Source organism: Streptomyces sp. SD31 (assembly GCF_052068475.1).
GTDB lineage: Bacteria > Actinomycetota > Actinomycetes > Streptomycetales > Streptomycetaceae > Streptomyces.
Genome location: NZ_JBQHCX010000002.1, coordinates 510,470 through 526,120, shown reverse-complemented (window position 1 = coordinate 526,120; position 15,651 = coordinate 510,470). Strand labels below are relative to the sequence as shown.

General features: G+C 70.3%; 8 protein-coding genes and 1 tRNA gene. 2 read left to right on the top strand and 7 right to left on the bottom strand.

Annotated features, from left to right (window positions below; all coding sequences use genetic code 11):
- Positions 1 to 14 precede the first annotated feature (14 nt).
- The 4 genes from ACTMVF_RS06300 to ACTMVF_RS06285 all read right to left on the bottom strand — a co-directional run bounded on the left by ACTMVF_RS06300 (position 15) and on the right by ACTMVF_RS06285 (position 6,932).
- Entirely contained in the window at positions 15 to 1,601 is a 1,587-nt protein-coding gene (locus ACTMVF_RS06300; RefSeq protein WP_441269932.1) for an LCP family protein, read from the bottom strand.
- A gap of 350 nt (positions 1,602 to 1,951) precedes the next feature.
- A complete protein-coding gene (locus ACTMVF_RS06295) occupies positions 1,952 to 3,757 on the bottom strand; it encodes an LCP family protein (protein ID WP_441269931.1) in 1,806 nt (601 codons plus the stop codon).
- Positions 3,758 to 3,983: 226 nt separating this feature from the next.
- Entirely contained in the window at positions 3,984 to 5,138 is a 1,155-nt protein-coding gene (locus ACTMVF_RS06290; protein ID WP_441270143.1) for an LCP family protein, read from the bottom strand.
- 1,038 nt (positions 5,139 to 6,176) lie between these two features.
- Positions 6,177 to 6,932, bottom strand: a complete 756-nt coding sequence (locus tag ACTMVF_RS06285) for a TIGR03089 family protein (RefSeq protein ID WP_441269930.1) — start codon at positions 6,930 to 6,932, stop codon at positions 6,177 to 6,179.
- A gap of 141 nt (positions 6,933 to 7,073) precedes the next feature.
- On the opposite strand from ACTMVF_RS06285, the gene ACTMVF_RS06280 reads away from it, so the two are divergent.
- Both ACTMVF_RS06280 and ACTMVF_RS06275 read left to right on the top strand, forming a co-directional pair.
- Complete coding sequence (locus ACTMVF_RS06280; RefSeq protein WP_441269929.1) at positions 7,074 to 8,570, top strand: N-acetylmuramoyl-L-alanine amidase; 1,497 nt, start codon at positions 7,074 to 7,076, stop codon at positions 8,568 to 8,570.
- Between the two features lie 196 nt (positions 8,571 to 8,766).
- Positions 8,767 to 9,849, top strand: coding sequence for a sugar phosphate nucleotidyltransferase (locus ACTMVF_RS06275; protein WP_441269928.1), 1,083 nt, complete (start codon positions 8,767 to 8,769; stop codon positions 9,847 to 9,849).
- A 541-nt stretch (positions 9,850 to 10,390) separates the two neighbouring features.
- Here ACTMVF_RS06275 and ACTMVF_RS06270 read toward each other — a convergent pair.
- From ACTMVF_RS06270 to ACTMVF_RS06260, 3 genes are all read right to left on the bottom strand, one after another.
- Positions 10,391 to 12,301: a sel1 repeat family protein gene (locus tag ACTMVF_RS06270; RefSeq protein WP_441269927.1), complete on the bottom strand. Its 1,911-nt coding sequence runs from the start codon at positions 12,299 to 12,301 to the stop codon at positions 10,391 to 10,393.
- Between the two features lie 236 nt (positions 12,302 to 12,537).
- A tRNA-Met gene (locus ACTMVF_RS06265) sits at positions 12,538 to 12,611 on the bottom strand.
- A gap of 57 nt (positions 12,612 to 12,668) precedes the next feature.
- Entirely contained in the window at positions 12,669 to 15,632 is a 2,964-nt protein-coding gene (locus ACTMVF_RS06260) for a UPF0182 family membrane protein (protein WP_441270142.1), read from the bottom strand.
- Positions 15,633 to 15,651 lie beyond the last annotated feature (19 nt).

The window sequence follows — 15,651 nt, the reverse complement described above, 5'->3', positions numbered from 1 at the left end:
GAGGTGAGTTGGCGTCACCACGTGAAGTTCGGGTTCACCTTCATGCAGGCCTTGGTGTCGGAGGCGTTCAGCGCGTCCGCCGTGTCCGGCGCCTTGTCGTCCTGCTTCGGGGCCTTGTACGCCGTCCCCTCCCGCCAGTCGGCGCCGACGACGAGGGTGACGCCGGAGACGTCCGTGGACTTCTCCACGGCGCTGGCCGGGATGCCGAGGGCCTTGGCGACCCGCTGGGCGTCGCCCTCCAGCTCGGCGCTCGGGTAGCGGACGAGCGTCGCGTCCTCGACCGGCGTGGCCGAGGCGTCCGCCACGGCCTGGGTGAAGCCCTTGTCGACGAGCAGCCCGGCGACGGTGGTCGCACGGCCGCGGGCCGCGGCGAGGGTGTCGGTGCGCGTGCCGTTCTGCACCTGGACGGCTATCTCGCCGTCCGCCGCCGCCGGGTCGGTGGAGGCCTTCTCCTCGGTGGGCTTCTTCTTGTCCTTGCCGTCGAGCGCGACGTCCTCGCGCACCAGCCGGAACAGCTTGGTCGCGTCCTCGGTGGGCACCACCCGGCCGGTCTGGATCGTGTCGTACTCGTTCGGCATCGTCGTCATGGTGATGCGGGAGGTCGGCACCTTCTTGAGCTCGCCGGCCAGGTCGTACAGCTTCGCCACCGTGCCCAGGCCCGGGTCGACGGTGAGCGCCTTGGTGGCCGCCTCGGCGAGGGCGCGCAGCTTGCCCGGGTTGCTGAGCTTCGCGTTCTTGCGCAGCTCACGGACCATCGAGTTCATGTACATGTGCTGCGCCTTGGCGCGGGCCAGATCGCTGCCGTCCTCGAAGCCGTACCGGGTGCGCAGCCACTGCAGGGCCTGCTCGCCCTGGACGTACGTCGTGCCCTTCTCCAGCTTCAGCCCGGAGCCGTGGCCCTCGCTGTCCTTGGAGTGGATGTTGGCGTTCACGCAGACCGGCACGCCGCCGATCGCGTCGGCCATCGACACCACGCCCGAGAAGTCGATCATCATGAAGTGGTCGATGTGGATGTCGGTGAGCTTCTCCCACGTCGCCACCGAGCACCCTGGGCCGCCGCGGCCCAGCGACCGATTCGTCATCGCGCGGTCGACGGCCTCGTAGACGTCCCCGCTGTCCGGGTCCGTGCACTTGGGGATGTCCACCAGCGTGTCGCGCGGCATGCTCACGACCGACATGTTGGTGCGGTCGGCGGAGACGTGCAGCAGCATCTGGACGTCGGCGAGCGGAGTGGCGCCGAACGTCTCCTTGGCGCCGCCGAGTTTCTGGTTCTCCTTGCTGTCCCGCGCGTCCGAGCCGATCAGCAGGATGTTCAGCGGCGTCTGGCCGGCCGCGTTCGCCTTGGTCTCTGCGGCGCGGTCCTTCGCGTCGCCGATATTGAGGTCGTCCTTCTTCAGATTGCCGTTGAGGTGCTGGTAGTAGAGATACCCGGCACCCGCGGTGCCCAGTATCACCACCGCCAGAACCGTCGCCGACCAGCGCAGCGCACGCCGTCTGCGGCGCCTGCCGTCGCCTCCGCGGCCGCCCCCGCGACCCCCGCCACCGTGCCGGCCGCCCTGGTCGGCCGGCGTGTCCTGGTCAGCCCGCGGTGTGAGGGACATGGTGTCCTCCACCGCGGGGACCTCCCCCCGCACACTGCTCTGCGCCAACTGTTCGCCCTTCCCCACCCTTGGCCCGACACGGCTTCACTCCGCGGCGGACCTCCCTGTCCGTGCGGAGCGAACCATGTCGGACCACCCTGTCCGACACCGGTTCGCAACCTGTCAGACCTGTGTGAGTCCGAACCGGGTTTGCCACGTGTCGGCAAAATCCACGCCCTGCACGGCCACGCGGTGTGCCAGGCCAACGCCGCCTGACACCACCGTGTCCTGTGTCAGACCAACGAGGGTCCGGCACAGTTGCGTTCCCCGCCGCAGATTCCGTACCGGAGCCGTTGGGCCACTGTCTGCCGCTACTTCGCGCACTCCACCTTGTCCGCCGTGGACTTCTCCACGTCGGGCGCCTTGGTCGGAGCCGTGAGGGAGACGCCCGGACCCTTGAAGTCCTTGCCCAGCGTCAGCGTCATCGTGGGCAGGCCCTGGGAGTTGGTCACGCTCTTGCCCGGCTTCATCGCGGACCCGGAGAGCCCCATGATGGCGGCGAGCCGGCGTGCCTGGTCCGCCTGGTCCGGTGCGTACTCGAGCGTCGTCTTCGACAGCGTCGTCGAGGCGTTGCCCGCGTTCTCGGACTTGGTCACGCCCTCCTCGGTCTGCAGCCAGGTGAGGGTCTCCTGGGCGCTGCCCGCGGGAGCCCCGCCGTTGTAGACCTGCACCCGCACCTCGGAGGGGTCGGCCTTGGTGCCCTTCAGCCGGGCGGCCACGGCGGCGGCCTCCTTCTTCTTCTGCTGCTTGACCGCGGTGAAGGAGACGTCGTTCTGGATCGCCTCGAAGACCTGGGGGGCCGTCGTCTCGTTGAGTACGACGGTCGCCTTCACCTTCTCGGCCGGGTTGTCGATCACCGGAATCGTGGTGAAGGTCAGGTTCTTGGTGTTGAGCTTGCCCAGCTCCAGGCCGAGGTCCTTCAGCTTGTCGATGCTGTCGAGGTTGCTGTCGACGGTCAGCGCCTCGGTGCCCGCCTCGGCCAGCTTGATCATCTTGGACGGGCTGGTGAGCGTGTCGTTGGACTTCAGCTTCCGCATCAGCGCGCTGAGGAACTGCTGCTGGAGCCCGATCCGGCTCAGGTCGCCACCGAAGCCCACGGAGTGCCGGGTGCGGACGAAGGCCAGCGCCTGCTCGCCCTCGATGACGTGCTTGCCCTCGCTGAGCTTGAGCTTGGAGTCGGGGTCGTCGATGTCCTTGGCCAGGCACACCTCGACGCCGCCGACCGCCGTCGTCAGCGTCTTCACCGCGTTGAAGTCGGCCACCATGAAGTTGTCCGGCTTGATCCCGGTCAGCTCGGTGACCGTTCGCATGGTGCAGCTGGGCGTACGGCCCTCCTGGCCGAGGCTGGTGTTGAAGCGGACACCGGTCTCACCCGGGATGACCTTCTGGGTGCCGTCCTCCTGCGTGGTCTGGCAGTCCGGGATGTCGACGATCAGGTCGCGGGGGATGCTGAGCGCGGTCGCGTTCGAGCGGTCCTTGGAGACGTGCAGCAGGATCGTGGTGTCGGCGTGTCCCGCGCTGCCCGTGTCGCCGTAGCTGCCGTTGCCCGCGCCGGTGCGCTTGTCCGTGCCGATGAGCAGGATGTTGATGGCCTTGTCCTTCTGGAAGCCACCGGTGCTCGCGCCGTCGTCGGAGACGGACTGGATGTTGTCGTTGAGGTGCTCGATGTAGAGGTACGCGCCGGTCGCCGCGGCCACCACCACGAACGCCATGATTCCGCCGGTCCACAGCACGGCCTTCTTCGCCTTGCTCTTCTTCACCGGAGCCCGGCGACCGCGCCGTCCCGGCGGCGGCTCCTCGGGCGCGCCCCGGCGCCTGCGCTGTGGGGGGACCTCACGGCCCGGCGACACCGGCCGCGTCTCGCGCCCCGGGGTCGCGGTGCGGCTGCGCCCGGCGCCACCGGCACCTGCGGCGGCCGCAGCACTCCCTGAACCTCCGGCGCCACCGGCGGCACGCGCCCCGGCGCCTGCGCGGGAAGCGGATCTACGGGGTCCCGGGACCGACGACTGCGGTGCGGAAGGAGTCAGTCGCAGTTCGTATTCGCCGGTGTTCGGATTGAGTACCCACTGGTCTGCGGGGTCGATGTCGTCCGCCCGCCCACGGCCTTGCGCGTCCACGGTTGTCTGATTCCTCCGTCGGGGCCACGCGGCGCCTTCCCCCTCCAAGGCGCTCGGGTCTCTCGGTCAAACAGTGCGCAAGCCTAACTACGGCCGGGTGCACCGGATCGCTCACACTATCCGCCCAGTTCAGCGTCAAGCGACGACGGTGACAAATTCCACGTCCCTACAACTGGGCAATCCATCCCATTTCTTTGAACTGGGGTTCGCCGACTTGGTGAGCGCTTTACTCGCACGGGTTCTCGGCGGCGGTGTTGCCCCGGAAGGTGGGTGCCGGAGGAGTGGGTCCCGTGTGGTCGTCGGGACGCTTGGCGCCCGCCTTCCCGGCGCCGTAATGGGAACTCCTGTGCGGAGATGTGCGCGGAGCGCCTGGGGACGTTTCGGGCGAATTCACGACTTCCACCGGGGCGTCGATGCGCAATCGCTCGAAGAGCCGCTCGGCCTCGGGCTCCACGAGTTGATCGCGATTGGCGTTGTAGATGTACGACTCCCGAGGAACGGTGAGGAATTGCACGCGTTCGGTGGGGATGTCGCGCACGCCGCGGACGAGTTCGTACAAACCGCGCAAGCTGGCCAGGGCCGGGTCGGTGGTGAGGGAGGACGTGGCGGCGTCCAGGACGGGGTAGAGCCTGACCGGATTCAGCAGTACGTCGTTGCTGCGCACCTTCTGGACGAGCGCGGCGAGGAATCGTTGCTGGCGCTCCATGCGGTCGGTGTCGCTGCCGTCGCCGAGGGACTTGCGGGCTCGGACGTAGCCGAGGGCCTGCTCGCCGTTGAGCGTCACCTTTCCGGCGGGGAGCCTGAGCTTGGCGGCCTTGTCGTTGATGGGCTCGGTGAGGCAGATCTCCACGCCGTCGAGGGCGTCGACCATCTCCTTGAAGCCGTGGAAGTCGACGACCACGTGGTGGTCGAGGCGGATGTTCGTGAGCCGCTCCACGGTACGGATGGTGCAGGCCGAACCGCCGACCTGGAAGGCGTAGTTGAACATCGCGAACATGGGCTTGCTGCGGGTGCCGTCGGGGCGCCGGCAGCCGGGGACGTCCACCATCAGGTCGCGGGGTATCGAGACGGCGGTGGCGCTGCGGCGCCCCGCGGAGAGGTGCAGCAGGATGGTGGTGTCGGACCGCTCGGTCCCGGAGTCGCGGCCGTAGCGCCGGTTTGCCTTGCCCGCCCTCGAGTCCGAGCCGATGAGCAGGACGTTGCGGGCGTCGCGCACGAGGGAGGTGGGGCGCTCCTTCTCGTACCGGGCGAGTTCGGCGGCGGCGGCCTCGTCGGGCGTGATGTTGGAGTCGAGCTTGGCGTAGACGGCCCACCCGGCCCCGCCGGCGGCGAGGAGCACGAGCCCGATCCCCAGCGCCCCTCGCCGTACCCACCGCCGCATGGGCCACCTGCTGCTGGCCGACGCCCCCCGGCGCGTGCGTGCGGAGTCGGTCACGGCTGGGTCCACCCCTCATGGCGTAGTGCGTGTGGTGTGGGCTGCTGTTACGACCATGGCTTGGATGGGGGGTGGGGGGTGAGTGGTGGGGGGCTGAATGGGTGACGGTTGCCTCCGGCGGTTGGGCGGGGGTGCCTGCGGCGGCCTGTTGCTGTCCGGTGGGGGTGCGCGTCGGGTGCCTGCGGCGCCTGTGCCGGTTCGGTGGGGGTGCGGGTAGCGCCTGCGGGTGGGGTGTGGGTCGGGGCCGTGCCGGGGGGTGTCCGTCCTCGGTCGGGCGGTGGTCGTTGCGCTGGAGGTGCCGTGTCTTGACGCCCGACTCTGCGGGCGGACACCCCCCCCGGCACGTCCCCTTGCCGCCGTACGCGGGTGCGGGCTGTCCCCCGCCTCGGTTGCGGGCTGTCGTACGTCGCAGGCGTGGGCTGTTCCGCGCTTCGGTTGCGGGCTGTCGTACGTCGCAGGCGTGGGCTGTTCCGCGCTTCGGTTGCGGGCTGTCGTACGTCGCAGGCGTGGGCTGTTCCGCGCTTCGGTTGCGGGCTGTCGTACGTCGCAGCCGTGGGCTGTTCCGCGCTTCGGTTGCGGGCTGTGTCCTGCGTCGCAGCCGCAGGCCATCCCGCCGTAGCCGCAGGCCATCCCAGGCCCCAGCCGCAGGTCGTCCCTCGCCCCAGCCGCAAGCAGTCCCGCGCCTCGGCCGCGGGTCGTCCCGCGCCCCAGCCCCGGGTCATCCCACAGCTCAGTGGCCGACCATCCCGCCTCAGCCGCGGGCAGTCCCGCCTCAGCCCCGCGGGCCGTCCCGCCCAATCCGCGGGCAGTCGTGCCGCTGGGGCGGCACGGGTGGGCGCGGGCGGTGCCCCGTCAGTGCCGGGCTGCGCGACCCACCCCGCCCAGCCCGCACGCCGGGCAAGCCACACAGCGAACGGCACCTGTGACTCGGCCTGGTCGACGCGGTCACCTCGGCCCAGCCGGCGCAGCCGACCGTGCCCGGGGCTATCGCGCCGTCGTCGTCACGCGCTCACTCTCGATGCGCTTGGCCAGGGACTCCTCGTCCAGGGATTCGAGGTGGCGGCACAGGACCACCGAGCCGTCGGTCGCCAGCGCCGCGTACAGGCCGGCGTTGAGGCCCTCCCAGGTGTCGTAGGGAAGGGACGACAGGATGCGGGAGCCCGGGCCCGTGAGGCCCAGCCCCGTCGCCTCGGCGCGGGCGCGTTCGACGACCTCGGCGCCGCTGAACTCCCGGCCGGCCACGATCAGTGCGGGATCCTCGGGGTCGACCGGCGCGTACGGGGCGAAACGGTCGCCCTGGCTCGGCACTTCCACGGCGTAGTCGGCGAAGCCCGCCGGCGGCTGCGGAAAGCGGCCCCCCAGCGGCCGTAGCGCCAATGCGACCCGCTCCCCCCGGCACGCCCGCGCCGCCTCCAGCGTGTCCGGCCCGCTCACGACCACGTCGGCCGCCGCCGGATCCCCGCCCACGTCCGCGATCGTGCCCACCGACGAACACGCCAGCAGCCAGACCGCCGTCTGCCAATGGGTGGGCAGCAGCAGCGTGACCCGGTCACCCGGCCCGGCCCCGAGGTCGCCCTGGAGCAGATTCGCGGTCTTGGCCACCCAATTGGCGAAGGTGGTCACGGACAATTCGACGCGTTCCCCGGTGGCGTCGTCGTAGAAGGTCACCAGGGGACGTCCGGGATCCGCGGCGAGCGCGGAACGCAGCAGGTCGGCAGGGGTGCGATCGGTGGCGTTCACCCGTGCAAGCGTACGCGGCCACACAGGCGCGCACCCCCGGTTGGCGGCACCCTGCCACCACCGGTTCGGGCGAATCGGGCGCCGACACTCCGTCAACTCCCAGATGGACAGCTTTGTATGACTATGTCCAACATCTGGGGTATGCGTGGATTCCTTGCTTCCTCGATCGGTGTCACGTGCGCGGCCGCTCTGGCCCTCCCGCTCACCCCACCCGCCGTCGCGTCGACCGCGAGACCGGCGTTCAGTGCGGAAGCGGCCACGCGCGGGGAGGCGGTGGCCGGGCCGGCGGTGCGTCAGGAGGACGCCGAGTCGTACGTCCCCGGCAGCACCCAGTCGATGCCCCTCGCCCCGCTCACACCCCTCGCCCGTGACCGCGTCGTCGGCGCCCCCGCCATAGAGGGCCTGTCCCCACGAGACGTACGACACTTCTCCCTCGTAGGCGTCGTCTGGGACGACCCGGACGCCGAACTGCACGGCCGCGTCCAGGTCCGCACCCGCGCCGTGGGCACGGGCACCTGGTCCGACTGGCAGGACGTCGAGACGCACAACGGCGAGCACGCGGCCGACCCCGGCAGCGTCGAACGCACCTCCGGCCGGGTGCGCGGCTCCACGGCGCCGTTGTGGGTCGGGGAGTCGGACGCCGTGGAGGTGCGGGTGACGGCACAGGCTGTCGGGGCCGGGTCCAAGGACGGCGCGCCGGGGCCGGGCAGTGATGATCCGACCCCGCCGGGCGGCACCGGCGTCGTCTCTCCGCTCCCCGCCGGCCTCCGCCTCGAACTCGTCGATCCCGGTGAACCCGCCCCCACGTCGGACGACCCCGGCGCCCCCCGCCCCGGCTCACTGCAGACCGAGACCACGGAGACCGCCGAGGCCCTCGGCGCCTCCGCCGCCGACACGGCCGCCTCCGCCGCCAACGCCGAACTCGCGCCCCTCGGCGTCGCGGCGATCCCCGCGCTCGGCCGGGCCGAGACCGAACGGGAGCTGCTGGCGCTGCGCGGTGACCAGTTGACGCAGGCGCAGCAGGCGAAGCCGTACATCGGGCCGCGGCCGCGCATCGTCACACGGCGCGGCTGGGGCGCGAACGAGGGGTGGCGGGAGCGGCAGTTCGTCTACACGAAGAAGGTGAAGGCGGCCTTCGTGCATCACACGGCGACCGGCAGCAAGTACTGGTGCTCGCAGGTCCCCTCGCTCATTCGCGGTATCTACCGCTACCACGTCAAGAGCATGGGCTGGCGCGACATCGGCTACAACTTCCTCGTCGACAAGTGCGGAAACATCTACGAGGGACGCGCCGGGGGAGTGGCGAAGCCGGTCCTGGGTGCCCACACTCTCGGTTTCAACACCAACAGCATGGGGATCGCCGTTCTCGGCAGCTACGGCTCCACCAAGCCGACCAAGGCGTCGGTGAAGGCCGTGGCCCGGCTCACGGCATGGAAACTGGGTCTCTTCGGCGTCAATCCGCGCGGAAAGACGTACCTGAAGTCCGCCGGTGGCAATCTCTACCGAAAGGGAAAGAACGTACGGCTGAATGCGATCTCCGGCCATCGGGACGGCTTCCTGACGGAGTGCCCGGGACGGCAGCTCTACCGCAAGCTCGGCACGGCCCGCGCCACGGCGGCCCGCTACCAGGGACGTTGAGCCGGGGGAGGGCTGACCGGGTACGCGAGTAGACGAGGTACACGGAGTACACGGAGTACACGGGGATGCATTCACCGCCGTCGGGGGGCAAGAGGCGGAACGCCGCACTGCCGACGAGGGCGCCGTACAACGGTCTGCATACACTGGCCGGCCGAAAGACAGTTCGGCCGGTCCCGGCAGGAAGCAGAGACGACAGGTGACAGAAGCGATCCTCCTGGTCGGCGGCAAGGGCACTCGGCTGCGCCCGCTCACCGTGCACACGCCCAAGCCCATGGTCCGGGCGGCCGGAGTCCCCTTCCTCACGCACCAGTTGGCGAGAGCGAGAGCCGCGGGCGTCGAGCACATCGTCCTGGCGACGTCGTACTTGGCCGAGGTCTTCGAGCCGTACTTCGGCGACGGCTCCGCGCTCGGACTCCACCTGGAGTACGTGACGGAGGAGGAGCCCCTCGGCACGGGCGGCGCGATCCGCAACGTGGCGTCCCGGCTGCACTCCGCGCCCGACGACCCGGTCCTCATCTTCAACGGCGACATCCTGACCGGCCTGGACATCAAGGCACTGGTCCGCACCCACGAGTCGACCGGCGCGGACGTCTCCCTCCACCTGACGAAGGTGACGGACCCGAGGGCGTACGGCTTGGTCCCCACGGACGAGACGGGCCGCGTAACAGCCTTCCTGGAGAAGCCACAGACCCCCGAAGAAATCGTCACCGACCAGATCAACGCGGGTGCGTACGTCTTCCGCCGCTCGCTCATCGACACGATCCCGGCGAACCGTCCGGTCTCGGTGGAGCGCGAGACCTTCCCGGACCTCCTCTCCGCCGGAGCCCACCTCCAGGGCATGGTCGACTCCACCTACTGGCTGGACCTGGGCACTCCGGCCGCCTTCGTCCGCGGCTCGGCCGACCTCGTCCTGGGCCGCGCCCCGTCCCCCGCGGTCCCCGGCCGCTGCGGCGACCGCCTGATCCTCCCCACGGCCACGGTCGCCCCCGACGCCAAGCTGACGGGCGGCACGGTGGTGGGCGAGGGCGCGTTCGTCGCGGAGGGTGCGAGGGTCTTCGGCAGCACGATCCTCCCCGGCGCCGTCATCGAACCCGGCGCGATCATCACCGACTCCCTCATCGGCACCCGCGCCCGCGTCGGCGAACGCTCCGTCCTCACCGGCACGGTCATCGGCGACGGCGCGGTGATCGGCGCCGACAACGAGCTGGGGGAGGGTGCACGGGTGTGGTGCGACGCCCGAATCCCGGCGGGAGCGGTCCGCTTCTCACCGGACCTGTAGAACACCACCTCGCAACGCCGGCCCGTGCATCCCAGCCGGCCCGGCGGGGTCTCTCCCGTGTGGCGCTGGGGTCTCCGTTCCACGGCACCAACGGCCACGTCCCGGCGCCGGCCGGTATCACTCAGCCCGTCCGGCGTTTGAGGAGGAGGCCGCACCGTCCCTGGCTCCCTCCCACCCGCTGAGGGCTGGGCGTGGGGGCGCCGACCGTCGCGTCTCAGTGCCGGCCGGCATCCTTCAGCCCGTCCGGCGTTAGAGGAAGAGGCCGCACCGTCCCTGGCTCCCTCCCACCCGCCGGGGGCTGGGCGTCGGGGCGCCGACCGTCGTGTTTGAGTGCCGGCCGGCGTCATCCAGCCCGTCCGGCGTTTGAGGACGAGGCCCGTTCAGGGCCGAAGCGGGGGTCTGGGGGCCGCAGGCCCCCAGGAGGGCGGGGTCGAAGGGGCGGCAGCCCTTGGAGGATGGGACGGGTAGGGGCGGCGGGGGCGAACCCCCGCGACGCCGACCGCGCCGCACCCGGCACCCACGAAGCCCACTCAACGCACCGTCACGCCGAAAGCTCCTCCCGCAGAGCATCCCGCAACCGCGCAGCCCGCTCCGCAACCTCCCCCGGCCCCAGACTCACCGCCCGATCAGCCCACCGCTGCCCCTCCGCCAGCTCGCCGCGACGCGCGTAGACCAGAGCCAGCCGCAACGCCGACCGCCCATGCCCGGCGTCAGCCGCCCGCGTCCACCACATCGCGGCCTCCGGCTCACTTCCCTCCCGGGCAAGCAGCAGCCCCAGATTGAACGCCCCGTTCCGCGACCCGGCCTCGGCAGCCTCCCGGTACCACCGAGCCGCCTCCACCACGTCCCCCCGAGCCGCGGCAAGCATCCCCACCCGCACCTGCGCCCGCCGATGCCCCTGGGAAGCCGCCCGCTCGTACCACTCCTCGCACTCGGTCTTCTCGTACGCCGGCTCCCCGAGCTCATGCTCGGGCTCCGGCGGCCGCCGAGCGTCCAGCACGGTCGCCAGCCGGTACGCGGCCTCCGCGCTGCCGCCCCCGGCCGCGCACCGCAGATGCCGCTCCGCGGCGAGCTCGTCCCCGTCCCGCAGCCGCGCGATGCCGACCTGCAGCGCCGCCTCCGTGTGCCCGGCGGCCGCGGCACGCTCGTACCAGCGCAGCGCGGCCCGCTCCTCGCCGCGCCCGGCGTACAGGATCCCCAGGTTGAACGCGGCGTCCACGCTCCCGGCCTCCGCGGCCTTGGAGAACCACGGCTCGGCACCCGTCGTGTCCCCGCCCTGCAGCAGCAGGATGGCCAGCGCGTTCGCCGCCTCCCGGTGCCCGGCGTACGCCGCCCGCCGGTACCACTGCTCGGCCTGCGCGGTACGCCCCTGATCGGCGCAGAGCAGCCCGAGGTTGTACGCACCGTTCACGTCGCCGGCGTCCATCGCGGCCCGGTACCACCGCTCGGCGGTCTGCGGCTGGCCGCGCTCGGCGTGCAGCGCGCCCAGCGCGTTGGCCGCGTTGCCGTCGCCGTCCTGCGCGGCCCGCAGCCACCACACGGCGGCGCTCTCGGTGTCCCCGGCGTCCCGCAGCAGGAACCCGAGCGCGCAGGCGGCGCGCGCCTCCCCGTCCTTGGCGGAGGTCAGGTACCAGCGCCCCGCCTCCTTGAGCTCCCCGCGCTTCTCGAGAATCGCCCCGAGGTGCAGCGCGGCCCGCCGATGCCCGCGCGCGGCGGCCTGCCGGTACCACTGCTCGGCCTCGACGAGCAGAGGCTCGCTCGCAGCGACACCGTTGTCGGCCCCGTCCTCGCCCGTACGCCCCGCCTGCCGGTCGAGCGCACGCGCCAGCCGGTACGCCGCCTCCCGGTGCCCCCGCTCGGCCGCGGCCCGCATCCACTGCTCGGCCCCGGCGTCGCTGCGGTGCTCCAACAGGTCGGCGAGCGCGTACGCGCCCAGCGCGTGTCCCTGCTCGGCGGACTGCCGCAGCCAGTACTCGGCGGCGGGCTCGTCGCCCCGCTCGCGGTGATGGCGTCCCAGCGCGTGCGCGGCCGCGGCCGACCCCGCGACGGCGGCGATCCGCCACCATCCGGCGGCCTCGTCGGCGTACCCGCGCTGGTGGAGAAGGACTCCCAGGTTGTTGGCGGCGGCCCGGTCCCCGGCGGCGGTGGCGGCCCGCAGATAGGGCTCGGCTCCGTCGAGGTCGCCACGGCGCAGCAGCATGGCCCCGAGGACGCTCGTCGCCTCTGCGTCACCGGCCTCGGCGGCAAGCCGCTGCCGGGCCTCCTCGGCGGCCTCCGCGGCCTCGTCCCGGTCGGTCGTCCGGTCGAAGGCGAAGTCGCCCTCCGGCTGCGCGAGGTCACCCACCGGCAGCGAGGCACTGTCCGTCGGCTGCACGAAATCGCCCGTCGGCTGCACAAAGTCGGCAGGCTGCACAAACCGCCCTGTCTCCAACAGAGTTGCCTTGTCCCCCATAACGTCCATCGTCGCACCACCTGCAACCTGGGTACACCTCGTATACCGCAGCCAGTGAGGTCACTTCAGCGTTTTGTCGACATGCCCACAGAGAGACAAGTCAAACACAGTTCTCCCAACTCCCCACGGCGGCGCGACCGCCTCGGCCTCGTGCACATGCGTTCGCACATCACAAAGGCCCGGATCCTTGGAGGATCCGGGCCTTCGCTGTCGTACGAAATGTTCGTCGACTTCAGTAGCGGGGACAGGATTTGAACCTGCGACCTCTGGGTTATGAGCCCAGCGAGCTACCGAGCTGCTCCACCCCGCGCCGTTGTTCTGCAACCGTATCACGGCGCGGGGTGGGCTATTCGATCAGCCGCCGTCCCTACGAGCTGGTGGGACTGCTGGTCGGACTCGGACTGGAACTGGGGCTCGGGCTGCTGCCACTGTCGCCGCCGCTGCCACCACCGCCGGCCTTGTCCGCCTCGGCCTGGGCGTCCTCGGCCCGCTGCAGCGCGTCCTCGAGATCCTCCTGCGCCTTGCCGTACGCCTCCCAGTCGCCCTTCGTCAGGGCTTCCTGGCCGGCTTCGAAGGCCTTCTGGGCGTCGTTGAGCGCGTCTTGGACCGTCGGGTTGGTGGACGTCGGTGGTGGTGTCGTACCGCCGCCGTCCTCATCGCCCTCGTCCGGTGGCTGGGTGGTCGGGCCTTCCGCTCCGAAGACCTTGTTGAGTGCCTCGCCGAGCGTGTCCTCGAAGGCTGTGGTGCCGCCGTAGGACACCAACACCTTTCGCAGCAACGGGTACTTGAGTCCACCACCGCGGACGTAGACCGGCTCCACATAGAGCAGGCCGCCGTCCAGCGGGACCGCCAGCAGGTTGCCGTACTCGACCTCCGAGTCGCCGCCTCTCAGCAGCCTGATGGTCTCGGCGATGTTCTGTTCGGAGTTGAACTGACTCTGGACCTGACTGGGTCCGTTGACCGTGGTGTTGGTCGGCAGTTTCAGAATTCTGATCTTGCCGTAGTCACTGGTGCCTGCCTCCGCGTCGACGGCCATGAAGGCGCTGAGGTTGTCCCGTCCGTTCGGCGTGAACGTCGTCGTCAGCGAGAACGACTGCGCCGCCTGGTCGGGCATCTTCATGCTCAGGTAATACGGCGGCACCGCGCTGCCCGACTTGTTGGTCGGGTCGTCCGGCACCTGCCAGACCTCGCTGCCGCTGAGGAACGTCGTGGCGTCCTTCACGTGGTAGCGGGTGAGCAGCTCGCGCTGGACCTTGAACAGGTCCTGGGGGTAGCGCAGATGAGCCATCAGCGACTTCGAGATCTCGCTCTTCGACTCCACCGTGCCCGGGAACGCCTTCATCCAGGTCTTCAGGACCGGGTCCTTGGTGTCCCACTGGAAGAGCTTGACCTCGCCGGTGTACGCGTCGACGGTGGCCTTCACGGAGTTGCGGATGTAGTTGACCTGGTTCTGCTGGGCCACCACAGCGCGCGAGTCGTTGGTCGCGGTCAGCGAGTCGGCTGTCGTGTCGCCGAGGGTCGTACGGGAGGCGTACGGGTATCCGTTGGTGGTCGTGTACGCGTCGACGATCCACTGGATACGGCCGTCCACGACCGCCGGGTAGGCGTCACCGTCGATGGTCAGCCACGGGGCCACCGCCTCGACGCGCTCCTTGGGCGTGCGGTTGTACAGGATGCGCGAACCGTCGCCGATCGCACCGGAGTACAGGATCTGCGGCTCGCCGAACGCCACCGCGTACGCGGCCCGGTTGACCGGGTTGGAGAGGCTGACCCCGCTGTCGGCCTTGTAGCTGTAGGTCTTCTCACCGCTGTCGTCGGAGTAGTCGATCTCCTTCTGGGGACCGCCGACGATCGAGTACATGCTGGTCTTCTCGCCGTAGTAGACCCGCTGCTCGTACGTCCCGAGGTCGCCCTTGGACGGCAGGTCGGACTCGGTGAAGTCCGGCCGGCCCTGGGAGTCGGCGTTGGTGCCCTCGGCGGCGACCACGCCGTAGCCGTGGGTGTAGCGGAAGTGGTCGTTGATCCAGTTCCGCTTCGGAATGCCGTTGAGGTTGATCTCGCGCAGACCGATGACCGTGTCCTGGTCCTTGCCGTCCTTGCTGTACCGGTCGACATCCAGGTTGGTCGGGAACGCGTAGTAGTTCCTGATCTGCTGGAGCTGCTGGAACGTCGGCGAGACGATGTTCGGGTCCAGGATCCGGATGCTGGCCGCGGCGTCCACGTCGTCGCGCAGCTGGGTCTTGTCCTCGGTCTTGCTCGTGCCCGGGTACTCGGTGACCTGGGTGCCGTCGATGCCGTACGCCTCGCGCGTCGCCTTGAGGTTCTTCTCGACGTACGGGGCTTCCTTGGCCTGCTCGTTGGGCTGGACCTGGAACTTCTGGACGATCGCGGGGTACAGACCGCCGATGAGGATCGCCGAGAGCACCATCAGGCCGAAGCCGATGACGGGCAGCTGCCAGGTGCGTCGCCACAGGGTGGCGAAGAACAGCAGCGCGCAGATGACGGCGATGCAGAACAGGATCGTCTTGGCCGGCAGATAGGCGTTGGCGTCGACGTACCTGAGTCCGGTCCAGTTGTCGGTCGCCTTGAAGTCACTGGACTTCACCGCGAGCCCGTACCGGTCGAGCCAGTACGCGACCGCCTTCAGGGCGACGAAGATACCGATGAGGACCGACAGATGGCCGGTGGCCGCGGCCGTGGCGCGCGCCCCCGGGCTGGTGATGCGCAGCCCGCCGTACAGGTAGTGGGTGAGCGCTGCGGCGATCACGGAGAGGATCGCGGCGGCGAAGCCGAAGCCGAGCAGGAACCGGTACCAGGGCAGGTCGAAGGCGTAGAAGCCGACGTCGAGGTGGAACTGCGGGTCCTTCTCGCCGAAGGGCACGCCGTTGACCCACATCAGCCAGGTCCGCCACTGACTGGAGGCGGAGGCGCCGGCGATCAGTCCGACCAGGGCGGTGATCGCCAGTAGCAGCCACTTCTTGTACGGCGCGATGCCCATGCGGTAGCGGTCGAGGCTCTGCTGCTCCATCGACATGGCGCTCAGCGGCGGGCGCAGGCGATGCGCCAGCCAGATGTTGAAGCCGACCGCGAGGGCCATCAACAGACCGAAGACGAAGAAGAGTCCGATCTTCGTCCACAGCGTGGTCGTGAACACCGACGAATAGTTCACCGACCGGTACCAGAGCCAGTCCGTCCAGAAGCCCGCGAACATGGTGAAGGCCATGCCGAGGACGGCGAGGACGCCCAGTGTCATGAGCAGCGTCCGGACACGCCGGGACGGGCGGCCCACTCTGATCCGTGGCCCGGTCGGGCCTCCGCCGCGGTCCGGCATCTGGAAAGCCAAGGTTCGC

What these genes read in the sequence shown, in the direction of transcription:
- ACTMVF_RS06300 (WP_441269932.1), bottom strand. Translation starts at nt 1,601, where the DNA reads ATGTCCCTCACACCGCGGGCTGACCAGGACACGCCGGCCGACCAGGGC.
- ACTMVF_RS06290 (WP_441270143.1), bottom strand. Translation starts at nt 5,138, where the DNA reads ATGCGGCGGTGGGTACGGCGAGGGGCGCTGGGGATCGGGCTCGTGCTC.
- ACTMVF_RS06280 (WP_441269929.1), top strand. Translation starts at nt 7,074, where the DNA reads ATGCGTGGATTCCTTGCTTCCTCGATCGGTGTCACGTGCGCGGCCGCT.
- ACTMVF_RS06270 (WP_441269927.1), bottom strand. Translation starts at nt 12,301, where the DNA reads ATGGGGGACAAGGCAACTCTGTTGGAGACAGGGCGGTTTGTGCAGCCT.
- ACTMVF_RS06260 (WP_441270142.1), bottom strand. Translation starts at nt 15,632, where the DNA reads ATGCCGGACCGCGGCGGAGGCCCGACCGGGCCACGGATCAGAGTGGGC.